Source organism: Flagellimonas beolgyonensis, assembly GCF_003992615.1.
Taxonomy (GTDB): Bacteria; Bacteroidota; Bacteroidia; order Flavobacteriales; family Flavobacteriaceae; genus Flagellimonas; species Flagellimonas beolgyonensis.
Genome location: NZ_RZMY01000018.1, coordinates 183,328 through 208,912, shown reverse-complemented (window position 1 = coordinate 208,912; position 25,585 = coordinate 183,328). Strand labels below are relative to the sequence as shown.

Sequence of the window (25,585 nt, the reverse complement as noted above, 5' to 3'; positions counted from 1 at the left end):
TAAATGGGATTCAACCCAATACCCTCCCATTCATGCAAAAAATCAATGTGAAACCCGGCGCCAAAATAGAAGATTATAAGGCGTACGGATCGTTATATTCCTCTGTACTCGACTTTTTGGACCAAGCCCAAGAACCCATTAAAAATCTACAGGGCCGCACCATTTGGATGATCAACTCCACAGCAATAGGTGGTGGAGTCGCCGAAATGTTGCCCAGTCAAATGCGCATATTACGGGAACTTGGCATATCCATTGAGTGGTTGGTGATCGAGGCCAAGGAAAATGCATTTTTTGACATCACCAAGCGCATCCATAATGCCATTCACGGCAGCGGTAATGGGATTTTTTCCAAAGAAGACCGTGAAATTTATGAAAGGGTAAACCGAAACAACCTGTCCAAAGCATTGGAACTGATTCAAGATGGCGACATCGTGGTGGTCCATGACCCACAGCCAATGCCTTTGGCGGCCATGATCAAAAAAGAAAAAAAGGTTTCCATTATTTGGCGCTGCCACATTGGATTGGAAGAAGACACGGACATAACCGATGCCGTGTGGGAATTTCTAAAACCCTACACCAACGATTACGATCATTTTGTGTTCAGTTTGCCTTCCTATGTTCCCAAACCTTTAAAGAAGAAAACTTCGATCATTCCTCCGGCCATTGACCCGTTGAGCCATAAAAATCGAGAACTCCAATTGCACAAATGTATTGGTATTCTATACCAATCGGGGGTATTGGACGACCATAAGGCGATTCTGTACCATAGATACAACCATTTGGTGCGCAAAGTAATGCCGGATGGCAGTTTCGATGTCTTGGATGCCGATGTCAACCTTGATTTGATATATAGGCCTATCATTACCGAAATCTCGCGCTGGGACCGTTTGAAGGGCTTTAAAGAATTGATGGACGCCTTCATCAAAATGAAACTGGACAATCGAAAAAATGGTGATCCCGAAAGTTTGGACTACAAACGGATTGAAATGACACTGTTGGTCATGGGCGGGCCAGATCCTGCCTTTGTTTCCGACGATCCCGAAGGCCAAGAAGTGCTCCAAGAATTGACTGAAGCTTATAAAAAGGTGGATAAAAGCATGCAGAACGATATCGCCATACTGCTTTTACCATTGGACAATCCGAAGGAGAATGCCTTGATCGTAAATGCCCTGCAGCGGACTTCGAGCATCATCGTACAAAATTCCATTCAAGAAGGTTTTGGACTAACGGCCACGGAGGCCATGTGGAAAAGAAAACCGGTCTTGGTCTCGGGAGCTGCCGGTCTCAAATTTCAAGTGGTGCACAACAAAACAGGACAGATCAATGAAGACCCAACGGACATAGACAAGCTGGCCAAAACCATGGAGTATATGTTGAACCATCCCAAACAACGCGACCGATGGGGGTTCAATGGACAACTACGGGTGATCCAAAACTTCACCTTGTTCAGCCAATTAATTGCCTGGTTGGAGGTATTGGCAGCCAATAAAGCGTAAAAATAAAGGGCCATTTATAAATAAATGGCCCTTTATGGTGTAATCTAAAAACTTAAACTATGCTCCTGTAGCAGCAGCAATCTTTTTCTTCAACGAATCGAACATTATCGGAGTTGCAATAAATACCGATGAATAGGTACCTACAACCACACCAACGATCATAGCGAACATAAAGCCTCTCAAACTCTCACCGCCAAACACAAAGATGGCCAACAACACAATTAAGGTTGTTAAGGAGGTGTTCAAGGTTCGGCTCAAGGTACTGTTCAAGGCCTCATTGATGTTTTCCCCACCTTTCAATCCTTTAATGTTCGTTATTTCACGGATACGGTCAAATACGACCACGGTATCGTTCAACGAATAACCGATCACCGTCAAAATCGCCGCGATAAAGGCTTGATCGATCTCCATATTGAAAGGCATGATCTTCCCGGTCAGGGAGAAAATACCCAATACGATCATCACATCATGGAATACGGCCACAACAGCTCCCAAGGAGAATTGCCATCTTCTGAATCGCAACAAGATGTACAAGAATACTACCGCCAAAGAACCGATAACGGCCAATACGGCACTCTTTTTAATATCATCAGCGATGGTCGGACCTACTTTACGATATTTCAAAACACCGATGTCATCGTTGTCGCCACCTGGCTTAAACTCATCGAATGTAGTTCCGTCAGGGAAATATTTTAATAGATGGGTATACAATTCATCCAAAATCTGATCATCCACCTCTGTACCATTTTCTTCAAACCTGTAATTGGTAGTGATCATGATCTGGTTTGCTGCACCAAAGGTCTTGGCATTGGTACCACTTCCGAATACCGTATTCAAATCGGCGGCAATCTCGGTTGGGTTCACGGCATGTTCAAATCGAATCTGATAAGAACGACCTCCCACAAAATCCACACCTTGTTGCAATCCTGTTGTGAAAAGTGAAAAGGCACTAACAGCAACCAAAATACCGGAGATCACATAAGCGATCTTACGTTTTGCCAAGAAATCAATATTCACATTCTTGAACAAGTTCTTGGTAATCGCTGTACTGAAATCCAACCTTCTACCTTTCTTGGCCGTATAGGAGTCAATCATCAAACGAGTTACAAAAATGGCAGTGAACAAGGAAGTTACAATACCGATCATCAAGGTAGTGGCGAAACCTTTAATAGGCCCGGAACCAAAGATGAAAAGGATAATCGCTGTAAGACCTGTTGTTATGTTGGCATCCAAGATGGAAGACAATGCATTTCCAAAACCATCGGCGATGGCTTGTGCCTTGCCCTTGCCCTTGGCCAATTCTTCCTTGACCCGTTCAAAAATCAGTACGTTCGCATCCACCGACATACCAATGGTCAATACGATACCCGCAATACCTGGCAATGTCAACACAGCACCCAAGCTGGTCAGCACTCCGAAAATCAACAAAATGTTGAACACCAAGGCGATGTCTGCAAATAGACCGGCTTTGCCATAGTAAAAAATCATCCAAACCAATACAAAAAGCATGGCGATCACAAAAGACATCAAACCACTACTGATGGCTTCCTGACCCAAAGATGGACCTACCACAAAGGAATCGATGATTTCAGCGGAAGCTGGCAGTTTACCAGCACGCAATACGTTTGCGATATCCTTGGTCTCATTTACGGTAAACGTACCGGTAATTTCGGAACGTCCACCGGATATAGGTCCAGATGAAACCCCTGGTGCAGTATATACTTTATTATCTAGCACAATGGCGATACCGGTCTGGTTGGTATAGGCATCCCCTGTCAGTTTTTCCCATTCCTTGGCCCCACGTGTGTTCATGGTCATGCTCACGGCAGGCTTGTTGAACTGGTCGAAGGTATCTTGTGCATCGGAAACCACATCCCCACTGATCCGTGGCTCACCGTCCCTGTTCGATTTAAGGGCAAAAAGTTCAACTACCTCAGAATCCTGAGCTGGTCTTTCCCATAAGAACTTGGTGAACTGCACGTCGTTAGGCAACAATCTCTTGATTTCCGGCATTCTCAAATACCCACCAATTACAGCCGTATCGGCGACCAATGCCCTTGCAATGGCATGGCTTCCTGGGTTGGCTGGAATCAACTTGCCCAACAATGGGTTGGCATCCACGGACATATCCAAAGAATCCTGGGCCACATCCGAAAGCAAAGAATCGATTTCAGATTCTGGCTTGGTTTCCGGCTCTTGTGCAGTTTGTTCAGGTTTTAGGATTTCCTTCAAACGCTCATTCGCATTGAAGAGGAAAGTACCGAGACTTTGGTTGCTCTGGGAATAGGTCTCCCAAAACTCCAATTGGGCCGTACTTGACAACAGTTCCTGGGCACGGGCAATGTCCCTGGCACCAGGCAACTCCACCAAAATACGTCCAGAATTTCCTTCTCTTTGGATGTTAGGTTGGGTCACCCCAAAACCATCGATACGCTCACGCAGTACCTCAAATGCAGAAACAATGGATTCGTCAATCTTTCTTCTGATGATGGGTTTTACCTCATCATCGGTCATTTGAAAATTGATGTCGTCGCTTAGTCCTTTATTCGCAAAAATATCGGGCGAGGCCAATTTGGTATCCCCTTTGATATTGTCGAACGCTTCAAAAAAGAGGTCCAAATAGGTTTGGTCACTATTTTTGGAAGCATTGTCGGCATCGGCCAACGCTTTGTTGAAAACCGGGTTCTTGGTGTTGTTGGCCAATCCTTTCAAGATATCCTTAACGGAAATCTGAAGGGTCACGTTGATACCTCCCTTAAGGTCAAGACCTTTGTTCAACTCTTTCTTCTTGGCATCCTCGTAGCTTGTGAATCCCAAAACCGTGTTGTCGCTAATGGAATCCAAATACGACGCCTCTAAAGCTTCACGCTTGGCCACATAGTCATCCTCAGCTTCCGAAATTTGGCTAACCGCATAGTTCTCAGCATCTTTCTCCAACTTGTTCGTAATGAAAGTGTAAGAAAGCTGATAGATACTCACCAAGCCAAAAAGGATAGCGAAAAGCCTTATAAGTCCTTTATTTTGCATTGATTATTAAATTTTTAGAAGTTTTCTTAAACAGCGTGCAAATATATCATTTCCGATAAGATTTGCCAATAGAAATTGATGTAATTGCAATTGGGTTGAACCAATGCTGTGTTAAATTAAAATTGCCATTCCGAACAAATTGGGTAATCCTGGTGATTTAACCCCAAGGATTTTGGCCCTAAATTGAACAAAATGGCAATTCTATATGGTTTCAATCGGGATTAGACCTGAAGCAGTCCGTTGGTTTTTTTAACACCTTCGGCACTTTCTTGCATCTTGGCTTTTTCCGCGTCAGACAATTTAATTTCAACGATTTGCTCGATACCGTTCTTGCCCAATATCACGGGAACACCGATACAGATATCATCCAATCCATACTCCCCGTTCAACATGGTGGAACAAGGGTACATTTTCTTTTGATCGCAGGCAATGGCCTGTACCAATCCAGAAACAGCAGCTCCAGGGGCATACCAAGCACTGGTACCCAACAATTTGGTCAAAGTGGCACCGCCCACCTTGGTTTCTTCGACTACCCAGTTCATTTTTTCTTCGGAAAGGAATTCGGACACTTTCACACTGTTACGGGTTGCATGTCCGATCAACGGCACCATTCCGGTGTCACTGTGTCCCCCGATCACCATACCGTCAACATCCGATATTGGTGCACCCAAAGCTTCGGCCAATCTGTACTTGAAACGGGCACTGTCCAAAGCACCACCCATACCGATGATTCTATTTTTAGGCAAACCTGTGGCTTTGTGCACCAAATAGGTCATGGTATCCATTGGGTTGCTCACCACAATGATAATCACATTGGGGGAATGCTCCAATAAACTGGTAGCTACGGTTTTCACTATTCCGGCATTGATGCCGATCAATTCTTCACGTGTCATTCCTGGCTTTCTTGGAATACCGGATGTGATCACTGCGATATCGCTGTTAGCCGTTTTACTATAATCGTTGGTGCTTCCGGTGATTTTGGTATCAAATCCGTTCAGGGAAGCCGTTTGCATCAGATCCATGGCCTTGCCTTCGGCATAACCTTCCTTGATATCCAACAAAACCACTTCAGATGCAAAATTTTTCATTGCTATGTATTCTGCGCAGCTTGCTCCCACTGCGCCTGCTCCAACTACGGTAACTTTCATTTGTATTGATTTAAATTTTAGACCCCAAAAATAAGGCATTTAGAGCAGAAAAAAGCTGACTTTCACCAGATTTAGCCACCAGATTTTAGCAAAAATTGAAAATAAACAAAAGTGCCTGAAATGTTAAAGAAATGGGTTATTCATCGAAGAAATGCAATTTCACAACATTATTGGTCCGTTGGGGTGCAATACTTTCCTACAAATAAACGTTCTAATAGTCCCAAAATCAATTTAACCTACTTGACCTATGAAAAAGCTCTTTTCATTGTTGTCCATCATAGGCATTATTGCCTTGAGCAACTGTAGTCAAATTCCAGAGAACAACGACCCAATTTTGGGTATCTGGGCAAAGACCGAAATCGCAACGATTGAAGGCAAGGGTACGGAAACCGTTCGAGAAGAATGGATCTTCAACGACGTATATCTGGGCAGGTACCAAAGTTATTCCAATTCCAAACTCGTATTTTACACCGATTTTAAATGGTCCGTGGACAACGGCACTTATACCATAATATATGGCGATCCACAGGTTACGGATGTTACCGTGAGCATGGAAAAGGCCAAAACACCTGAAATTTTGACCCTGGGGAACGGCTCGGTCTTCGCCACCAGGGAATAGACCCGAAGACCAACATATATGAAAATAGTAGGCCCCAATGCAAATTGGGGCCTTCTTTATTGATTGGTTGTTCGTGGTCCTTATCTAAATCCGAAGTTTACACCAAAGGTGAAGGTGCTGAACTCGGAAATATTGTATTCTGCATTAAGCCTGAAAAAGCCCAGTTTAATTTTGGTTCCCACATTGGCAGTTACGCCGCTTGCATCTTTGGAAACAGAAAAGGGGTCGGTAACGGTCTGTGTGAAAAAGGGTCCATTGGCCTCGTAGGTTCCCAACAGGTCGATATCAGATTTGCCCGTGATGTACCCCAAACCTCCATAAAAATTGATTACCGGGATGTTCTTGGTGGAAACCACCGCACTAAAATTCCACGTTTTGAAAGAAGCATCCAATCGTTGGTCGGTACCACTGATGGTACTGGAATCGGTAAAATCGTATTCACCGCTCAAATTGGTATAGCCAATAACTGCGGAAATTGCCACTGGAAGCACTTTATCTGCCGGAAGCATTTTGGTGAAATCATACTGGATACCTGCTCCAAAAAGCCCGATTTTGGCATCATCATCAAATTTGATTTTAGGCAGGAAACGCGCCTTTACTTCCAGTCCCTTTACCAATCCCACACTTCCCTGCAAATAACCTGAAGGTATAAAATTGAGGTTCTCGGAAGCCAAACCAGTTGGCAATTCAAATTCTTCCCGGAACAGACCGCTCTGGTCCTCCACAAATACACGGACCCCTTGAATATCACCCAATGCTGTTGCCACCTGCCGTGGTTGGCCTGGATTATTCACAAAGTCGAGGTTTTCATAATCGGCCGGATCCAGCAAGAATGCCTTTTTATCGTCCTTGTTCTTAAATCCGGTCAAGTTTCCCACAATGGAAATTTCAAAGCCGCCCAATGGTTTCGCATCGGCGGAGTTGTACCATCCGTTGGAGATACTAAAAATCGATGCTTCGGATACGGGTGCCAAATAGGCATTGGCAAAACGTTCTGCATCAGCTACACCCGAAACAAAAATATCGTTCAGGTCCTGTGCCCTTCCCAGGGTTATTGAGGCCAAGGCCATCAACAAAACAATTCTCTTCATTTTGTAAAATTTTTCCTAAAACTAAAAAACTCGCCTTGTTGGGGCGAGTTTTTGTTGTGAAATGCTTGTATCTATACATCTATGTTGGCATAGACGGCATTTTTCTCAATAAATTCCCGTCTTGGCGGCACCTCATCGCCCATCAACATGGAGAAGATACGATCCGATTCAGTGGCATTGTCAATGGTAACTTGGCGTAACGTCCGAAATTCTGGGTTCATTGTAGTGTCCCAAAGCTGTTCGGCATTCATTTCACCAAGACCTTTATAACGTTGAATACTGGCTCCACCATTCATGGAAGCTATGATTTCATCACGTTCCTTATCGTTCCAAGCGTATCTCCGTTTTGCTCCTTTTTTCACCAAATACAAAGGTGGGGTGGCGATATAGACGTGGCCGCCCTCTATCAATTCGCGCATGTAGCGGAAAAAGAAAGTCAGAATCAAGGTTTCAATGTGACTACCATCCACATCCGCATCACACATGATCACGACTTTATGGTAGCGAAGCTTGTCCAAGTTCAGGGCTTTACTGTCCTCTTCGGTTCCGATGGTTACTCCCAGTGCGGTATAAATGTTCTTGATCTCTTCGTTCTCGAACACTTTGTGCTGCATGGCCTTTTCCACATTCAAAATCTTACCCCGCAAGGGCAAAATGGCCTGAAAATTTCTATCCCTTCCTTGTTTGGCCGTTCCACCTGCGGAATCACCCTCTACCAAGAACACTTCGCATTTGGTCGGGTCCTGTTCGGAGCAGTCGGATAGTTTACCTGGCAATCCCCCAACACTCATCGGGTTTTTACGCTGTACCATTTCACGCGCCTTGGCGGCGGCGTGCCTTGCCTGTGCAGCCAATTTTACTTTTTCAACGATCTGCTTGGCATCTTCGGGGTGTTCCTCCAAATAATCGGTCAACATTTCGGAAACGGCCTGGCTCACGGCACTGGTCACTTCCCTGTTGCCCAATTTGGTCTTGGTTTGCCCTTCAAACTGCGGTTCTGCCACTTTTACGGAAACAATGGCCGTTAAACCTTCACGGAAATCGTCCCCGGATATTTCGAACTTCAACTTGTCCAACATGCCGGAATTGTCGGCATATTTTTTCAAGGTGGTGGTCAACCCCCTCCTAAAACCGGAAAGGTGGGTTCCCCCCTCGTGCGTGTTGATGTTGTTCACATAGGAGTGCAAGTTTTCGGTATAGCCGGTGTTGTACACCATGGCCACTTCCACAGGAATTCCGTTCTTCTCACCTTCCATGGAAATTACACTCTGGATCAATGGTTCCCGGTTACCGTCCAAGAACTTGATGAATTCCTTCAGACCTTCTTCGGAATGGAAAGTTTCAGCGACAAATTCCCCTTTTTCGTCCTTGTTCCTTTTATCGGTCAACGTAATGGTGATGCCCTTGTTCAGATACGACAGTTCACGCATCCTGTTTGCCAAGGTCTCATAACTATATTCGGTAGTTTGGGTGAAAATGGTATCATCCGGAATAAAAGTGACCACAGTTCCGGTATCATCGCTATCACCAATGCTTTTAACGGGGTAAAGAGCCTTACCCTTTTCATATTCCTGCTCCCAAATTTTACCTTCTCGGTAAACGGTTGCCTTTAAATGGTTGGATAGGGCATTCACACAGGAAACACCCACACCATGCAGACCTCCGGAAACTTTATACGAATCTTTATCAAACTTACCTCCGGCGCCAATCTTGGTCATTACAACCTGTAGGGCCGAAACACCTTCCTTTTTATGCAGGCCCACCGGGATTCCTCTACCGTTGTCCTTTACTGTAATGGAGTTGTCTTCGTTAATTATTACGCTAATGGCATCACAATAGCCGGCCATTGCCTCATCGATGGAGTTGTCGACCACTTCGTAGACCAAATGGTGCAATCCCCTGACCCCTACATCCCCAATATACATGGAAGGTCTCATACGTACGTGCTCCATGCCCTCAAGGGCCTGGATACTATCCGCCGAGTATTGTTTCTTATTCGCTTCTTCGCTCATATATTTTCAGTATTTGCCTTGAAATTTTCAAATCTTACAAATATAAGGATTACCCTATCCAATTGGGGTTTTGAAGCCCTTTGATAGGTCTAAGTTATCAACAAATTCTGTGGAAAAATGACGGTTTTTACTAATAGGGTCCAACCGGGCACATTATAACAAAAAGCCCCTTGGTGAAGGGGCTTTTCCGACTAATTGAAAAATGAAACAAAACTTCATCCTGCTCCATATTGTTGGTTGGTTTATTCAGGCTATTTTACATAGGCATCGGTATGTACCTTTGCCACGGCACGACCGGATGGATCGTTCATGTTCTTGAAAGCCTCATCCCACTCCAGCGCAATTTTGGTACTACAGGCCACGGATGGTTCCTGCGGTACGCTCAACGCCGCTGCATCCGACGGGAAATGACTTTCAAATATGGAACGGTAATAATACTCCTCTTTGGTGGTCGGTGTTTGGATCGGAAACTTAAAATGGGCGTTTTTCAACTGCTCATCACTTACTTCTTGATTTACCATTTCTTTCAAGGTGTCAATCCAGCTATAACCCACACCATCGGAGAACTGTTCTTTTTGTCTCCAAGCCACGCTTTCTGGCAGATAGGATTCAAAGGCTTTACGCACCACCCATTTTTCCATGCGTTCCCCATTGATCATTTTGTCTTTGGGGTTGATGCGCATGGCGACGTCCATAAATTCCTTGTCCAAGAAAGGAACACGTCCTTCAATGCCCCATGCTGCCAAGGATTTGTTGGCCCTTAAACAGTCATACATGTGCAGTTTATCCAGTTTGCGAACGGTTTCTTCATGAAAATCCTTTGGACTTGGCGCCTTATGGAAATATAAGTATCCACCGAACAGTTCATCGGCACCCTCTCCCGACAATACCATTTTTATACCCATGGACTTGATCACCCTTGCCATGAGATACATAGGCGTGGAGGCTCTAATGGTCGTAATATCGTACGTTTCCAAGTTGTAGATAACATCTTTGATGGCATCCAACCCTTCTTGAATGGTAAATTTGATCTCGTGGTGTACCGTTCCGATATGTTTCGCCACTTTCTGTGCAGCTGCCAAATCGGGCGATCCTTCCAATCCTACAGAGAACGAGTGCAATTGTGGCCACCAGGCATCCACCGTGTCACCGGATTCGATTCGTTTTTGGGAATATTTCTTTGCAATGGCAGAAGTGACGGAGGAATCCAACCCTCCGGACAATAATACGCCATAGGGCACATCGGACATCAATTGACGGTGTACGGCTGCTTCCAAGGCATCCTTAATGGCCTGGATGCTGGTTTCGTTTTCCTTTACGGCATCGTACTCCATCCAATCCCTTTGGTACCATCTTTTAAACTCCCCATCAGAGCTGTGCAGGTAATGCCCAGGAGGAAACAATTGAATCTTGGAGCAGGTACCTTCCAAGGCTTTTAATTCGGACGCCACATAAAAGGTTCCGTTCTTGTCCCATCCGATATACAAAGGAATAATTCCCATGTGGTCGCGGGCAATGAAATACTCATCCTTTTCGCTATCATAAATGGCAAAACCAAAGATGCCGTTCATTTCATCCACAAAATCAACTCCTTTTTCCTGATATAACGCCAAGATCACTTCACAATCGGATTGTGTCCTGAACTCATACTTCCCTTCAAACTGTTTCCTCAATTCTTGATGGTTGTAGATTTCACCATTGGCTGCCAACACCAATTTACCATCGGCACTGAGCAAGGGCTGCTTACCAGAAGCTGGATCTACAATGGCCAAACGCTCGTGGGCCAAAATGGCTTTATCATCTGCATAAATGCCACTCCAATCCGGACCCCTGTGCCTTACTTTCTTGGACATCTCCAACAGTTGGGGCCTTAAAACCTCAGTGCTTTCCTTTACATCAAACGCACAAACTATTCCACACATCTTTAACTTATTTTATTACTATTTTGATACAAAAATGACCTAACATGTTTTAATATAAAAGTTTATTTGTCATTTTCATATTAATTAAAAACTTATAAATCCATTTTACTGTCATTTTAAAATTATATATACCGAAAAACGATAAAATTTGAACGGTCTGTAAGGTTATCCTATTTTAACGTCTTTTTAAACAATCACTTGTTAAATTCATTATAGATTTGAAAACAACTAAAATCGCAATCATGAAAAAATTGACCTTACTAGTACTTATGACCCTAGCTACCGTATTCACCCAAGAGGCGAATGCACAAAAATTCAGTGGCTTGGACAAAAGCCCGGCCGACATTGCTTACTACCCTGCCAGTTCACGGGAAACGGATAAAGCTGTGCGTGTGCTTTACAGCAGACCACAATTGAAAGGCAGAAGTTTGGATGAGCTAGCCCCTATGGGCAAAGTATGGCGAACCGGTGCCAATGAAGCCACTGAAATTACCTTTTACAAGGATGCCAATGTTGGTGGAAAAACCATTAAGGCCGGCACTTACTCTTTGTTCTCCATACCCGGTGAAGGTGAGTGGACCATTATTTTGAACAAAAATCTTCATCAATGGGGGGCTTATTCCTACGATAGCGATGCCGATGTGGCCCGCGTAACGGCAAAAGCTTCTTCTGATGGTGACGAATTGGAGGCCTTTTCTATCGCCTTTGATGATGATGGCGCCATGGTGTTGGGCTGGGGAACCACCCGAGTTTCTGTACCCATGAGCTTCTAATCCAAATAGCACGAAATATGAAAGCCCCTTTTAGGGGCTTTTTTTATGATTGGTTCATTCGGTAAAAGAATCCTCTACTAAAAGATTTTATTTATTTCTTCACTTCGTTCAGAATGACATAAATATCTTATTTCATTTCTTTCCCGCCAACATATACTTTTTCTGCTTTTAGGTTGGGCACCTCTTCTATGGGCATGGTCATAATATCCTCACTTAGCAACACAAAATCGGCCAACTTCCCGGGTTCAATACTGCCCTTCTCCTCTTCCTCAAAATTGGAATAGGCTGCCCAGATTGTCATTCCCTTCAACGTCTCTTCCCGGGTGAGGGCATTTTCCATTTGGTAACCTCCTTCGGGATAACGGTCCAGATCCTGACGGGCCACGGCGGCATAAAACGTTAGAAACGGACTCACCTGCTCCACAGGAAAATCAGTGCCCAAGGCCACCATTCCCGCTTGGTTCAGCAAATCTTTGAAGGCGTAGGCCCCTTTTACCCTATCCGGACCCAATCGGTCCCCTGCCCAGTACATATCACTGGTGGCATGGGTAGGCTGCACCGAGGGGATAATGCCATTTTTGAAATAATCGAAATCTTGGGGTGCAATCACTTGGGCATGTTCCACCTTCCATCTTCTGTCTTCCTTCCCTGCCAAAGCCTTTTCGTAGGCCCTCAACACCACCACATTGGCAGAATCACCAATGGCGTGGGTGTTCATTTGATACTCTGAGGCTGCAATACGCTCGGCCAATGCCCCAATCTGATCCACGGGAGTTACCATGGCCCCAAAATGGCCCGGCTGATCGGAATACGGTTCTTTTAGTGCCGCACCACGGGAACCCAAAGCACCATCACCGTACACCTTTACCGAACGCACATTCAATCCATCGGTCTTAATGATGCCCTTGTTTAAAAAGTAATCGAGGTTTTCAGGATAGTTGGCCACCATCGCATAGACACGGATGGACAGTTCCCCTGCTTGTTGCAAACTATCGATCAATTCGATGGTTTCCCTGGCCAGGCCAGCGTCGTTCACGGTTGTCAATCCGTAATCCAAACTGATGCGTTCTGCATCTTTCAATGCCTGTATTTGTTGCTCCTTTGTGGGCTGTGGCATTACTGCATCGACCAAGCTCATCGGATTATCCACCAAAACACCCGTAATTTTTCCATCCTTCTTCACAATCGCACCACCATCTACTTGGGTTTCATCCGTAATGCCTGCCAAATCCAAAGCTTTTTGGTTCACCAAATACGCATGTCCATCGACACGCTCCAAAGCAACAGGGATATCGGGAAAAAGTTCATCGAGTTTATCCTTGGTGGGGAATTCCTTTGCCTCCCAATCGTTTTGATCCCATCCCCTACCGCGAATAAAATTGGAAGGGCGTTCTTTTTGAAAGGCGACCACTCTATCCACAATTTCATCAAAACTGGTTGTGCCCACCAGATCTACAACTTGTTGGTTCAATCCCAAACCATAAAAATGGCAATGGGCATCAATCAAACCTGGCACCATGGTCTTGCCCTGGGCATCGAATTGTTCGGCTGCATTGTATTTTTCAGCAATTTCCTCTGAACTGCCCACGGCGACAAACTTCCCATCTTTAATGGCAACGGCCGAGGCCTTGGAAAAATTGGCATCCACCGTGTAGATATCGGCATTAAAAACAATAAGGTCTACCTCTTCTTTGGGAGTACAAGCTATAAAAAGAGGGGCAATTAATACTAAGAGTAGCTTTTTCATTTTAGGAGATGGTTTTCCCAAAAATAGAAAATGCATTGCAATGTTCAGGGGTTTTCATCCTCAAACTCTGTCATCACAAATTCCACCCTGCGGTTGAGTCGACGGGCCTCCTCGGTCTGAGTGGTGTCCAAAGGATTTTTGTATCCATATCCCTTGGAAGAAATGCGTTTTTTTTCCAATCCCAGGGCCATTAAGTAATTGGCGACCGTTTTGGCCCGTTCCCTGGAAAGCACGTTGTTGTATTCATCCGAACCCATGTCATCGGTATGACCAGAAATAGAAACCTTAAGGTTTGGATTTTTCTTCAGATAGTCATACACATCCCGCAAGCTTTGCTTGGCCTTCGGTTGCAGATCAAACTTATCAAAATTGAAATTGACATGATCCAGTACATACACCTCATTGGGCTTGTACTCCGGACCCAAATAAACCAACGAAATATCATCCACATAATAGTACGAATAGCCTTCGGTTGTATTGGGACCATCAAATGCTGTGGCGGCATTGCTCTTGAAATTGCCTAAGATCAGATGTTTTTCGAACCCTTTGCCCACAAAATCAAAAGTGAGTTCCATCCATTTTTGCTTATCGTCATAAAAGTCATTGGCCGGAAACAATTTGATCGGGGTGGTCTCTACAACTTCCACGGAAAGCATGCCCTGCGCCAAATGCCGTTTGGTATGGATGGACATGGGTTTTTCGGCAAAGACAGCCCCCATATCCTTTACCGCACCATCCGATTTTTCAGAAAGGCTCAAGAACAAGGTCAATCGGTAGCGACTGCCTTTTTCCAGGGTTTCCGTGAGGGGTACTTGAATATATTCCCGATAATCCTTGGGTGCATACAAATACAGTCCGGCATAGGCACTGCCTTCGTAAGCCTCTTGTTTTCCTTTAAAATTTAGGGGGATGCCCAATTTGGTCCTACTGCACTCGTTGAAATAATCGGTAGTGCCCAAAGTGGGAGCACTCCAGTATTCCGCATCGCGGTTCAGGTTACTCATTTTTACGGGGCAGGATACAAATTCCTCGAAGCCCCCGTTTTTGACCAAATTTTGCGAGTAGGAAAAAGAAAAGGTCAAAACGAGTACGATTTGGGGCCATATGTTTTGCAGTCGAAACGGCATGGTTTCCGATATATTCCACTGCCAAATTCATCATTGCCAGTGTATTGACGGAACTGTTAAAACGCCAATTTCAACAAATTATTGCGTAAAATCCTACAAGTTAGAAGTCAAACTTATACGATACTCCGGCCAGCGCCTGGAAACCTTGTACCCTAAAATTGGCCCATCGTTGGTAATTGTTATTGGCTATGTTGGATGCCTTTACAAAAATGGAAAGCTGTTCGTTAAAGCGATACCCCAAATGCGCATTGGCATCGAAATAACCATCCAAGGTCACCACCATGGCTGGAAAATCGGAAGGTTGACCGTTGAGCACCGCTTCGGCCATCAAATCATCACGCTCCCCAACATAGAACAGGTTGGCCCCCATGAACCATTGCTCCCCAATTTGGTAATCCATGAACAAAGATCCTTTAATGGAGGGTAAATTCCAGGCAGGGTTATCGGTTTCGGTATCGTAATCATAGAATTCGGCATTGATGCCCAGCGTGAAGTTTCTGTTCACATCCACATTGATTTCACCAAACAGTCCCAAGGTTTTCACATCATCATAAAACACTTGGAAGGAATTGCCATAGAAATAGCTTTTCTCATCATCCCTGAACGTATTGAGTGGATTTAAATAAAATAGCGGCTTTCGGTTTTCGGCCATATAGGACCCTTTCAGGTTGTACCCAATATTGGAAGTCAACTGCCCTTTTAGCCCAACATATCCTTCGTATTGTTGATCGGTTGGTAAAATGGCCAAGGTTGGAGATACATAAGGGTTTTCATCCACAAAATCGTGATAGGAGTTTTGCTTCAACTGCCCTTCTATCCCTCCGTAGGCGATCACATTATCTTCCATGACACGGTAGGAAGCGGTAACGGCCGGATAAATATAGAAGTCGCTATCGCTGTTCTCGGTATCCATGCCATATACAAAATTGGCCCCCAGATTTAAGGTCAAATCATCACGCAAAATCAATAAACTGGGCGACACCCCCGCTTGAAAATGACTGTAATTTATCTCGCCTGTGTTGGTGGTGCTGTTCAAGGAGGCATTTTTAAAAGTACCGCCCACATAATCCAATTTGGCAGAAATGGTGATCAGTTCCTCGGTAATGGGCAACTCCAAAGTTGGGTTGATCACCACACGGTTCTCTGCAGATTCCGTGGCATCCCAAAAGCGTCTCAACAAAATATTCCCTTTTTTGAAATAGGAATCCTCCATTTGCATATGTGCTTTGGCCTCTGCATTGAAATAGTTTTGGGTCTCATCCATGGCCGCTACCAAATCGTCACTGAATGCCCCATTTTCAATGCCATACCAATTATAGAGTTGGTGTTGCAAACCAATACTTGCCCCCCAATCCATATAGCGGTCCTTTTTGGCATACGAAGCATCAAATTTGGTATTGTAGAAATCCGTATCCAAGGGTGTGGAATCCAAATCGCCCCGAGATGAATTATGGGTAAGGCCAAAATCCAACAGGTCTTCGCCCCGATTAAATTCCCTGCTGGTATAGAAATCCACCAAGGCATTGTTGAAATTACCGAGCCCCACGGAGGCATAGGAATTGTACAACGTGGGCGGCGGGGTTTTCTTTACCGTGGATGCCTTGCCCTTTGCGGGAGTAAAGGTTGATGCGACGGGTACTGAAAATATGCTGTAATCAATTTTCTTTTTTTGCAGCACAATGGAATCGTTGAGGCTTGGAGCGGATTTGATCTTGAAGGCATCCGAAACGGTAGGGGAATACGGTTTTACAACCGTTACCGTTTCCGTACCAATGTTATCCTTTTCCTGGGCGATAACCACTCCACAAAGGCTCAAAAAAAGTAATGAAAATATATAGGTTCTCTTTTGCATGCTGTGTCTCGTTTAGTTTTCGTTGGGGTCCACGGATGAGTTGCTTTCGGCTTCCTTGGCCTTGATCTGGGCCAATTCAGCTTTAGCATCCACCACAATCTCATCAAACTCGGCAAAATTGGTAATCACACTTTCCAAAATGTAGGTGGCTTGGAAGGCGTCCCCCAAATTGTAGAAGTTTTTGGCCATGATCACCAGGCCTTTGCCCGCCCATTCCTTGTAGCCGGCATAATCCTTGGCCAACTTTTGGACCGCCTCGTTGGAAGCCTCAAAATTGCCTTCCTTATTTTTAAAATAAGCGTCGTAATACCACGCTTCTGCGGCCAACTCCCCGGTTGCAATTTTCTTTACGACCAGATAGGCTGTTTTGGCCAAGCTTTCATTATTGGTGGCAATGGCGGACCTTGCAATCATGATCTGTGCATCACTCTTGATGCGATCATCCAATTTTGGTGCGCCCAGCACTTTTTCCGCATAGGCAATGGTTTGCCCGTAATCTTTTTGACCGTAATAGCCTTTCATTAAATTGGACTGCGCAAAAGTTTTGTTCTCGATAATTTCAGCCGAGCTTTCCAATTGTTTCAAATACGGAATCGCGGCATTGTAGTTTTGTTTTTCCACATAGATCTCGCAAACACGGGTCAACGCCTGTTCCGTATACTCCCCATTGCCACTGTCGGCAACCGCTTTGTATCGTGGCAAAGCCTGGTCTTTTTGACCATTGGCAAAATAGAGCTGTGCCAAAGCGAAATTCACGTTAATCGCATGCAATCCGTTGGGGAATTCCTTGAGATAATCCTCATAGCCCCGAATGGCGGCATCGGTTTTTCCCTCCAACTGTTTTCTTTCGGCAGCCTCAAAACTGGCATTGTCCAGTTCGGCATCGGTGACTTCCACAAAATCCAGGTTTCTGGCCCAAGCGGCATATTCACTTACCCTACCTTCATCCACATAGACCAATTTGGCAGTGGCAACCGCTTGCTTTGCTTCTTGGGTATTCGGGTATTTCTGAACCACTTCCTTCAATTTGTCCAAAGCCTGCTGGTTTCTACTGGCATTGTAATGGACCAGTCCAGCCCGGAGCAATCCCCTCGGGGCAAACTTGCTCTTTGAAAATTCATCCACCAATCGATCATAGGCCTCCAATCCTGAACTTTCCTGATTATTGGCGATATAGGTATTCCCCAGTTCGAACAGGGCATCGTCCCGCAATGAGGATTTGGGGAAATAGGTCAAGAAATCGTTCAGCCCCTCAATTTTGGACGAATTGTTGCCCAAAAATCCACTGCACAACGTTTTTTGGAACGCGGCGTAGTCCCGTTCGGGTCCGTTTACCTTGGAGGCATTGTCATAGGCCTTCATGGCCAATTGATAGGAGCTGGTCACAAAATAACTATCGCCCAAACGCAGATACCCATCGGTTTTGCGCGCCTCATCCAACTTGCTGGAATTGACCACATTTTTGAAATAGGACACTGCATTGTTATAATCCTTTAATTTGAAATAGCAATACCCCAAATTGTAATCCAGCTGATCATATTCTTCAAGTGATCTAGCTGCAGGCATGCCTTGGAACTTTACCAAATCTACCAATGCTTCCTCAAAACGGTTTAGACGATAGGCCGATTCTGCCTTCCAATACAAGGCTCGAGCCTCAAAATTGGCATTGTCGGCACTTTTCAGGGATTTGGAAAAGCGTTCCAATGCACCTTCATAATCACCATCGATAAAAAGTTCAACCCCCCGGTAATAGGCGACTTTTTGATAGGTTTCCTTACTTGCATAGTTTTTGTTTTCCTCCAACAGTTTCATAGCGCCTTCAAAATTGCGGGAGGTGATGTAGGAATCCACCAAAAGCTCTTGGATCTCCAGTTGGTGTTCATCCTTTGGATATTTTTCCAAATAGGCGGCGAGCACTTGTGGTACAGGCTCGTATGCATTGCCGACTTCATAGCTCAAACGGGCGTAATTGAGCCATGCATCTTTTTGGATATCCGCACTGTATTCCATTTGTGAGGCATTCCGAAAGGCATTGAGCGCCTCGGACTTTTTGTCCAACTTCAAATAACACTCTGCCAAATGGTAATAGGCATTTTGTGCCACGGCGTTGTCTCCTCCAATAATTTTGTTGAATTGTTGGATCGCACTTGGGTAATCCCCCAATTGATAATGGCTGTACCCCAACAAATAGTAATCGGTATTGCTCCATTTGCCACGTTTACCCCTATACTTTTCCAAGTAGGGAATGGCTTCGCCGTATTGTTTTAGGTTGAAAAAGCTCTCCCCAATGATCTTGTTGAGTTCGGAGACTTCTTCCCGATTGGATTTCGGCAATTGCTTTTTGGCCATATCGATGGCCTCATCAAATTTGCCCAGCTTGAAGTTGAGATCGGCCTGGTAATAGGACAGTTTTTCGTTGAGCAATTCCGGATCGGTGATTTGATCGAAACGCGCACTGGCTTCCGTATAATCGTCCTGCTCATACGCGATGTAGCCCAAATAATATTTGGCTTGTGAGCCATATTTTTGGGAAGTGGTCACCTTGCTCAGGTAGCGTTCGGCCTCTTTTGGTTTTTTGGAAGCATACAGGGCATACCCATTGTTAAAATTAAATCGGTCCCTGTCGCCGTAGGCCATCGATGATTCATCCACTTTTTTGTACCATTTTAGGGCATACGGGTATTTCCCCGTTTCAAAATAGTAATCGGCCACATCCAAAAATGCCGAATTGCGCTTGGTGGAGGTTGGGTATCGTTCCACAAAATCCTCCATCATTTTATCGGCCCCACGTTGGTTCAAACGGATGGCGGCGTTGGCGGCATAATAGGCACTGTTGGCCTCGGTCTCGTAATCGTTGGTTTCGGATTTTACTTTCTCAAAAATGGCCTGGGCAGCCTGGTACTGTTCACTGTTATACAATGCCAGAGCATCTTGGTAATCCTTGTTGCTGTGGGTGTAAATTTCAGTTTCCTGTGCAGAAAGTATAAAAAAAGATCCCAGGAAAATGGGAATACAAAGGAGGTTTTTTCGATTCATAGTGTTCTACGCTGTTCTCGATTGACTTTAACCATAACGTCAAAATTTAGGCCAAAGTATATTTGATGATAAAGTTGTAAAAAAATGATGGATTCACCATCGAGAATATTTTTAGAACTTAGTACCTTTCACATATAAAGCGAAATTATGCCCGAGACCGTAGTAAAATTAGAAGATGTAGCCGTATTTCAAAACGAGAACTTGGTATTGAACCATATCGACCTTGAAGTGAAAAAAGGGGAATTCGTCTATGTAATCGGCAAAACGGGCAGTGGTAAAAGTAGTTTTATGAAAACCCTGTATGCCGATTTACCGCTCAAACAAGGTACGGGACAAGTGGTCAATTTTAACCTGAAAACCCTAAAAGAAAAGGACATTCCCTTCCTGCGCAGAAAACTGGGCATTGTTTTTCAGGATTTTAAACTATTGCCGGACCGGAACGTGAACAACAACCTCCGTTTTGTATTGAAGGCCACCGGGTGGACCGATTCAAAAAAAATGGATGATAAAATTGATGAGGTCCTGAATAAAGTGGGCATGAAAACCAAAGGCTTTAAATTTCCCCACGAACTATCCGGAGGTGAACAGCAGCGTATTGCCATAGCCCGGGCCCTGCTGAATGATCCCGAATTGATCTTGGCGGACGAGCCCACGGGAAACCTAGATCCCCAGACCAGTGTGGAGGTTATGAAAGTGCTGCAGGACATCAATCAAAATGGGCGTACCATCATCATGGCCACGCACGATTATGCCCTGATTTTGAAATATCCGCACAAAACCTTAAAATGTGATGGCAGCAAAGTTTTTGAGGTCATCCAGAAAGCAGTCTAGAAATTGGACGATCTCCGAACCTTGAGAACCCGCATTATTAAAGCAACAAAAGTTTTTGTTTCTTTGTCTAACTAATCTACAACTCCAAATATGGAAATTCTTGGTATCGATATTGGCGGCTCTGGCATAAAAGGCGCCTTGGTTAACGCCGAAACCGGTGAAATGCTAACCGAACGCTTTAGAGTAGCAACCCCAAAATCGAGAAAGCCGGAAGACATGGCCAAAGTTGTTGCACAAATTGTGGAACACTTCAACTACAAAGGCCCGGTTGGCTGTGGATTTCCTTCCATTGTAAAAAACGGAGTTTGTCTTTCTGCCGGTAATTTACATCGCAGTTGGGTAGGTGTCAATATCGACGAATTGTTCACGGAGCATACCGGTCAGGAGTTCACTGTGCTGAATGATGCCGATGCAGCAGGATATGCCTCCATGAACTATGGTGTTGGCAAGGGACAGACAGGATTGGTGATCATGATCACCATTGGAACCGGTTTGGGCAGTGGTGCCTTTTTTAATGGGGTGCTCATCCCCAACTTTGAACTGGGTCAGATTCCATACAAGAAATACAACAAGATTGAAAAATGGGCTGCAGCTTCGGCCAAAGACCGTGAAAATCTAACTCTAGAAAAATGGGGCAAACGGTTCAATAAGTTCCTGCATTATGTGGAATTGATCGTTAGTCCCGACTTGATCATTGTAGGTGGCGGTACGTCCAAAAAATGGGAGGAATTCAGTCACTTGATCACCATAGAGACCAAAGTGGTGAAAGCCGAACTGATGAACCACGCCGGAATTATAGGAGCGGCCGTGGCCTGTTTACGGGAACAACACCACGGACACTTGAACGCAAAAGGCTAAACTGCCTTATTGCGTTTACGATCTACCTCTTTCAAGAAAATCTTACGCAATCGGATATGGTTGGGGGTCACCTCAACATATTCATCCTTTTGGATGTATTCCAAGGCTTCTTCCAACGAAAATTTGATGGCCGGAACAATTTTGGCCTTTTCATCGGCACCTGACGAGCGTACGTTGGACAGCTTTTTGGTCTTGGTCACGTTCACCACCATATCGTCCCCTCTGGAGTTTTCACCAATTACCTGACCTTCATAGATATCCTCTCCCGGGTCGATGAAAAACTTACCTCTTTCTTGTAATTTGTCAATAGAGTATGGTATGGCGGTCCCATTTTCCATAGACACCAATGAACCGTTCAAACGCTGGGCAATCTCCCCTTTCAACGGCTGATATTCCTTAAATCGGTGTGCCATAATGGCTTCACCTGCAGTAGCGGTCAACAATTGGTTTCTCAACCCGATGATACCGCGTGATGGAATCATGAACTCACAGATCATTCGGGACCCCTTGGACTCCATACTGATCATTTCTCCCTTACGAACAGATACCATTTCCACTGCCCTACCGGATACATCTTCGGGCAAATCGATGGTCAAATGTTCCACAGGTTCGCATTTTACCCCATCAATTTCCTTAATGATCACCTGAGGTTGGCCAATTTGCAATTCATAACCTTCACGACGCATGGTCTCGATCAAAACGGAGAGGTGCAATACCCCACGGCCAAATACCATAAATTTATCGGCACTGTCGGTTTCCTGAACACGAAGGGCCAAATTCTTTTCCAATTCTTTTTCAAGTCTTTCCTTGATGTGTCGGGAAGTAACAAACTTACCATCCTTCCCAAAGAAGGGGCTATCATTGATGGTAAACAACATGCTCATGGTTGGTTCATCTATGGCGATGGTGCGCAATTTTTCAGGATTTTCAAAATCGGCAACGGTGTCCCCGATCTCAAAACCTTCCATACCTACAATGGCACAGATATCGCCGGCAACAACTTCCTGCACTTTCTGACGTCCCAAACCTTCAAATGTAAAGAGTTCCTTCACCTTGGTCTTGATGACTTTGCCATCACGTTTTACCAATGAAATGGGCTGTCCCTCTTTCAAAGTGCCCCTTTGCAATCTTCCGATGGCGATTCGGCCTGTAAAGGAAGAATAATCCAAAGAAGTAATCAACATTTGGGTAGAACCTTGTTCCGGTTTGAACTCGGGAATATGCTCAATGACCATATCCAAAAGTGGTTCAATATTATCGGTAGGTTTTTGCCAATCCTCGCCCATCCAGTTGTTCTTGGCGGAGCCATACACGGTTGGGAAATCCAACTGCCATTCTTCGGCACCCAATTCGAACATGAGGTCGAATACTTTTTCGTGCACTTCTTCGGGTGTACAGTTTTCCTTATCCACCTTATTGATCACCACACAGGGTTTCAAGCCAAGGTCGATGGCTTTCTGCAATACGAATCGGGTTTGTGGCATGGGGCCTTCAAAGGCATCCACCAACAACAAAACCCCATCGGCCATGTTGAGTACCCGCTCCACTTCACCTCCAAAATCGGCGTGCCCGGGGGTGTCGATAATGTTGATTTTGGTGCCTTTATAGATTACGGAAACGTTCTTGGAAACGATGGTGATACCACGTTCCCGTTCCAGATCGTTGTTGTCCAAGATCAAATCGCCCTTGTTCTCATTCTCACGAAAGAGCTGGCAATGGTACATGATTTTATCCACCAAGGTAGTCTTACCGTGGTCTACGTGGGCAATGATGGCAATATTCTTGATTTTGGACATAACCTAATTTTTAAGCCCGCAAAGATACTGCTATTTTCCACTTGGCAACACACCCAAATGTTATTTTTATCTTATTGATTTTGTGAAAGTTCCAAACCTACAGACCCACACACCATCGTTTTTCACTGATGATCCATCCCAAGCTGAAGTTCACCACAGGCAGAATCTGACCTTTAAAGGGTCCTGCATAGTACCCTGCACCTACATCTATCGAAAAACTGAGGCCCGAATTGTAACTACGCTGAATGCCGTAGACCAATCCACCGTAACCGTGGACACCTTCCACCAATTGCCCTTCCACCACTCGATTGCCCGGTGAGAAAACGGCAGCAGTTGGTGCCACATAATTCCCGGAATTGCCATAAATGGACCTGCGACGATGGTAACGACCGTTAAAATTGTGGTAGAACCGATACTGTGCTGTAATGGCCGGAAAGAATTCCAAATTTTCGGTGGGATTTGCACTGGCGGGCTCCAGAGCCAATTGCCAAGCCACCCTTAAATCCAAGGTGCTGTTGACGCCCAGTCCCATTTCATACTCCAAACCCGGATTGAAGAAGTTGATCTTTATCTGACGGATTTCACAGTTTTTGCCATACTGGGCCTGTAAAAACAAACCCATGCACAAGAACAGTACAAGGTGAAAGCAACGCATTGTAGGTTAATTTGGTATTGTTATAACTGCTACTTTTTTAAAAAAGTATGCATGGACCCCACAATCTGAACGTTAAAAATCAAATTTTGGGTCTTTGGATTTTCGTTTGGTGGCCACCCATCCGAAAGTAAAGGTTACCAAAGGGCCATACCCATTGAGCACTCCATCGCCCCGGTAATACCCTGCGCCAAGTTCAGCATTGAAATTGAAACCATTATCAAAAGTTCGTTGCACACCATAGACCATTCCATAAAATCCCAAATTGAAATCCTTTGGCCCTTCGATATTGGTGGAAATGCGCAATTGGGAGAAGAATATGGCTTGGGCGGCTGCAATATAGTCTCCCGAATTACCGGAGACATTCCTTCCCTTATCGATACGTCGTTGAAAATTGTGGTAATAACGATACCTCGTATTGAGGGTCAGACCAAAAGCATATCCTTCTTCATAGGTGGCAGTGGCCAATCCCAAACTTGTGGATACACTTTGATTGCGGAAGAGTCCAAGTTCATAGGTAAATCCCGGACTAAGCAAATCAAACTTAAACTGATGTCGTTCCAAATTAATTAGATCAAAGGTCCTCCCCTTTTCATGGAATTGTGAAAAAACGGAAAAACAGCTTAAAACCATGAAGGGAACAAGGAGTAGTTTTTGGGTCATATTTGATGGTTTTGATTGTGATAAATCTAAAAAGGTTACCAAGCTTATGTAGTATATTTGTGCAAACTTTAAGAAATGGACATCACCAAAATACCGCAGATACACCACGCAACCAGTGATAACTTCTTTTTGTTGGCCGGTCCGTGCGCCATTGAAGGTGAGGATATGGCCATGCGCATTGCCGAAAAGGTGGTTTCCATTACGGATAAGTTGCAGATTCCCTATGTTTTTAAAGGCAGTTTCAAAAAGGCCAACCGTAGTCGTATCGATTCCTTTACGGGTATTGGGGACGAGAAGGCCTTGAAGATTTTGAAAAAAGTTTCGGACACCTTTAAGGTGCCTACCATCACGGACATTCATGAAATATCGGATGCTGCCATGGCCGCCGAATATGTGGATGTTTTGCAAATACCTGCCTTTTTGGTCCGACAAACGGATTTGGTCGTGGCCGCGGCCGAAACCGGTAAAGTCGTCAACTTGAAAAAAGGACAGTTTATGAGTCCGGAGAGCATGAAACATGCCGTGACCAAAGTAACGGACACAGGCAACGAACAAGTTTGGATCACGGACCGCGGAACCATGTTCGGCTACCACGATATGATTGTTGATTTTAGGGGTGTGCCCACCATGAAACAATATGCACCTGTGGTGTTGGATGTAACGCACTCCTTACAGCAACCCAATCAATCCTCTGGAGTAACGGGTGGTCGACCTGCACTGATCGGCACCATGGCACGGGCAGGAATCGCTGCCGGTGTAGACGGACTGTTCATGGAAACCCATTTTGATCCCGCCAATGCCAAAAGCGATGGTGCCAACATGTTGGATCTAAGTTTATTGGAAAAATTATTGACCGATTTGACCGCTATTCGAAAGACCATCAACTCCCTATAAATTCGAATTTCCCTCCTATTCAAAAAATTAACCTTTTGATT

The 25,585-nt window shown here is 44.8% G+C and carries 18 protein-coding genes; 6 read left to right on the top strand and 12 right to left on the bottom strand.

Translation table 11 applies throughout. From position 1 onward, the window contains the following. The first annotated feature begins 32 nt into the window (after positions 1-32). Positions 33-1,496: a glycosyltransferase gene (locus tag EO131_RS15385; RefSeq protein ID WP_127024232.1), complete on the top strand. Its 1,464-nt coding sequence runs from the start codon at positions 33-35 to the stop codon at positions 1,494-1,496. 57 nt (positions 1,497-1,553) lie between these two features. Here the strand turns inward: EO131_RS15385 and secDF are convergent, their stop codons facing one another. Next, positions 1,554-4,523: a protein translocase subunit SecDF gene (secDF, locus tag EO131_RS15380; protein WP_127024229.1), complete on the bottom strand. Its 2,970-nt coding sequence runs from the start codon at positions 4,521-4,523 to the stop codon at positions 1,554-1,556. A gap of 221 nt (positions 4,524-4,744) precedes the next feature. Beyond that, entirely contained in the window at positions 4,745-5,671 is a 927-nt protein-coding gene (mdh, locus tag EO131_RS15375; protein ID WP_127024228.1) for a malate dehydrogenase, read from the bottom strand. A 247-nt stretch (positions 5,672-5,918) separates the two neighbouring features. Here mdh and EO131_RS15370 point away from each other — a divergent pair, with 247 nt between their 5' ends. Further along, positions 5,919-6,290 (top strand): hypothetical protein, encoded by a 372-nt coding sequence (locus EO131_RS15370; RefSeq protein WP_241243874.1) that lies wholly within the window; start codon positions 5,919-5,921, stop codon positions 6,288-6,290. Positions 6,291-6,370: 80 nt separating this feature from the next. Here EO131_RS15370 and EO131_RS15365 read toward each other — a convergent pair whose 3' ends face one another. The 3 genes from EO131_RS15365 to asnB form a co-directional block, all read right to left on the bottom strand. Further along, entirely contained in the window at positions 6,371-7,381 is a 1,011-nt protein-coding gene (locus tag EO131_RS15365; protein ID WP_127024226.1) for a DUF6588 family protein, read from the bottom strand. Positions 7,382-7,452: 71 nt separating this feature from the next. Beyond that, a complete protein-coding gene (gene gyrB / locus EO131_RS15360; RefSeq protein ID WP_127024224.1) occupies positions 7,453-9,393 on the bottom strand; it encodes a DNA topoisomerase (ATP-hydrolyzing) subunit B in 1,941 nt (646 codons plus the stop codon). Positions 9,394-9,644: 251 nt separating this feature from the next. Further along, positions 9,645-11,315 carry an asparagine synthase B gene (asnB, locus tag EO131_RS15355; RefSeq protein WP_127024222.1) on the bottom strand — a complete coding sequence of 557 codons (1,671 nt, stop codon included), beginning with the start codon at positions 11,313-11,315 and terminating at the stop codon, positions 9,645-9,647. A gap of 242 nt (positions 11,316-11,557) precedes the next feature. Here asnB and EO131_RS15350 point away from each other — a divergent pair, with 242 nt between their 5' ends. Next, on the top strand, positions 11,558-12,088 hold the full coding sequence (locus EO131_RS15350) for a DUF2911 domain-containing protein (protein WP_127024220.1): 531 nt from the start codon (positions 11,558-11,560) through the stop codon (positions 12,086-12,088). A gap of 127 nt (positions 12,089-12,215) precedes the next feature. Here EO131_RS15350 and EO131_RS15345 read toward each other — a convergent pair whose 3' ends face one another. The 4 genes from EO131_RS15345 to EO131_RS15330 form a co-directional block, all read right to left on the bottom strand. Then, positions 12,216-13,835: an amidohydrolase gene (locus tag EO131_RS15345; RefSeq protein WP_127024217.1), complete on the bottom strand. Its 1,620-nt coding sequence runs from the start codon at positions 13,833-13,835 to the stop codon at positions 12,216-12,218. A 44-nt stretch (positions 13,836-13,879) separates the two neighbouring features. Next, entirely contained in the window at positions 13,880-14,917 is a 1,038-nt protein-coding gene (locus EO131_RS15340) for an OmpA family protein (RefSeq protein ID WP_206512906.1), read from the bottom strand. Between the two features lie 145 nt (positions 14,918-15,062). Next, positions 15,063-16,814: a TonB-dependent receptor gene (locus tag EO131_RS15335; RefSeq protein ID WP_127024211.1), complete on the bottom strand. Its 1,752-nt coding sequence runs from the start codon at positions 16,812-16,814 to the stop codon at positions 15,063-15,065. 12 nt (positions 16,815-16,826) lie between these two features. Beyond that, complete coding sequence (locus EO131_RS15330; protein ID WP_127024208.1) at positions 16,827-19,850, bottom strand: tetratricopeptide repeat protein; 3,024 nt, start codon at positions 19,848-19,850, stop codon at positions 16,827-16,829. Between the two features lie 147 nt (positions 19,851-19,997). Between EO131_RS15330 and EO131_RS15325 the strand changes: the two genes are divergently transcribed. Together EO131_RS15325 and ppgK are read left to right on the top strand one after the other, a co-directional pair. Next, a complete protein-coding gene (locus tag EO131_RS15325; protein WP_127024205.1) occupies positions 19,998-20,681 on the top strand; it encodes a cell division ATP-binding protein FtsE in 684 nt (227 codons plus the stop codon). 90 nt (positions 20,682-20,771) lie between these two features. Continuing rightward, positions 20,772-21,539, top strand: a complete 768-nt coding sequence (ppgK, locus tag EO131_RS15320) for a polyphosphate--glucose phosphotransferase (protein WP_127024201.1) — start codon at positions 20,772-20,774, stop codon at positions 21,537-21,539. On the opposite strand, the gene typA is transcribed toward ppgK, so the two are convergent. The 3 genes from typA to EO131_RS15305 form a co-directional block, all read right to left on the bottom strand. Next, positions 21,536-23,335, bottom strand: coding sequence for a translational GTPase TypA (gene typA / locus EO131_RS15315; protein WP_127024199.1), 1,800 nt, complete (start codon positions 23,333-23,335; stop codon positions 21,536-21,538). The genes ppgK and typA overlap by 4 nt on opposite strands. Before the next feature lie 97 nt (positions 23,336-23,432). Continuing rightward, positions 23,433-23,990 carry a hypothetical protein gene (locus tag EO131_RS15310; protein WP_127024196.1) on the bottom strand — a complete coding sequence of 186 codons (558 nt, stop codon included), beginning with the start codon at positions 23,988-23,990 and terminating at the stop codon, positions 23,433-23,435. 72 nt (positions 23,991-24,062) lie between these two features. Then, complete coding sequence (locus EO131_RS15305; RefSeq protein ID WP_127024193.1) at positions 24,063-24,650, bottom strand: hypothetical protein; 588 nt, start codon at positions 24,648-24,650, stop codon at positions 24,063-24,065. A gap of 75 nt (positions 24,651-24,725) precedes the next feature. On the opposite strand from EO131_RS15305, the gene kdsA reads away from it, so the two are divergent. Continuing rightward, positions 24,726-25,544, top strand: a complete 819-nt coding sequence (kdsA, locus tag EO131_RS15300; protein WP_127024190.1) for a 3-deoxy-8-phosphooctulonate synthase — start codon at positions 24,726-24,728, stop codon at positions 25,542-25,544. Positions 25,545-25,585: the final 41 nt, after the last annotated feature.

Excerpts from the sequence above, each read along its gene's own strand:
- EO131_RS15385 (WP_127024232.1), top strand. The coding sequence starts at position 33 with ATGCAAAAAATCAATGTGAAACCCGGCGCCAAAATAGAAGATTATAAG.
- secDF (WP_127024229.1), bottom strand. The coding sequence starts at position 4,523 with ATGCAAAATAAAGGACTTATAAGGCTTTTCGCTATCCTTTTTGGCTTG.
- mdh (WP_127024228.1), bottom strand. The coding sequence starts at position 5,671 with ATGAAAGTTACCGTAGTTGGAGCAGGCGCAGTGGGAGCAAGCTGCGCA.
- EO131_RS15370 (WP_241243874.1), top strand. The coding sequence starts at position 5,919 with ATGAAAAAGCTCTTTTCATTGTTGTCCATCATAGGCATTATTGCCTTG.
- EO131_RS15365 (WP_127024226.1), bottom strand. The coding sequence starts at position 7,381 with ATGAAGAGAATTGTTTTGTTGATGGCCTTGGCCTCAATAACCCTGGGA.
- gyrB (WP_127024224.1), bottom strand. The coding sequence starts at position 9,393 with ATGAGCGAAGAAGCGAATAAGAAACAATACTCGGCGGATAGTATCCAG.
- asnB (WP_127024222.1), bottom strand. The coding sequence starts at position 11,315 with ATGTGTGGAATAGTTTGTGCGTTTGATGTAAAGGAAAGCACTGAGGTT.
- EO131_RS15350 (WP_127024220.1), top strand. The coding sequence starts at position 11,558 with ATGAAAAAATTGACCTTACTAGTACTTATGACCCTAGCTACCGTATTC.
- EO131_RS15345 (WP_127024217.1), bottom strand. The coding sequence starts at position 13,835 with ATGAAAAAGCTACTCTTAGTATTAATTGCCCCTCTTTTTATAGCTTGT.
- EO131_RS15335 (WP_127024211.1), bottom strand. The coding sequence starts at position 16,814 with ATGCAAAAGAGAACCTATATATTTTCATTACTTTTTTTGAGCCTTTGT.
- EO131_RS15330 (WP_127024208.1), bottom strand. The coding sequence starts at position 19,850 with ATGAATCGAAAAAACCTCCTTTGTATTCCCATTTTCCTGGGATCTTTT.
- EO131_RS15325 (WP_127024205.1), top strand. The coding sequence starts at position 19,998 with ATGCCCGAGACCGTAGTAAAATTAGAAGATGTAGCCGTATTTCAAAAC.
- ppgK (WP_127024201.1), top strand. The coding sequence starts at position 20,772 with ATGGAAATTCTTGGTATCGATATTGGCGGCTCTGGCATAAAAGGCGCC.
- typA (WP_127024199.1), bottom strand. The coding sequence starts at position 23,335 with ATGTCCAAAATCAAGAATATTGCCATCATTGCCCACGTAGACCACGGT.
- EO131_RS15310 (WP_127024196.1), bottom strand. The coding sequence starts at position 23,990 with ATGCGTTGCTTTCACCTTGTACTGTTCTTGTGCATGGGTTTGTTTTTA.
- EO131_RS15305 (WP_127024193.1), bottom strand. The coding sequence starts at position 24,650 with ATGACCCAAAAACTACTCCTTGTTCCCTTCATGGTTTTAAGCTGTTTT.
- kdsA (WP_127024190.1), top strand. The coding sequence starts at position 24,726 with ATGGACATCACCAAAATACCGCAGATACACCACGCAACCAGTGATAAC.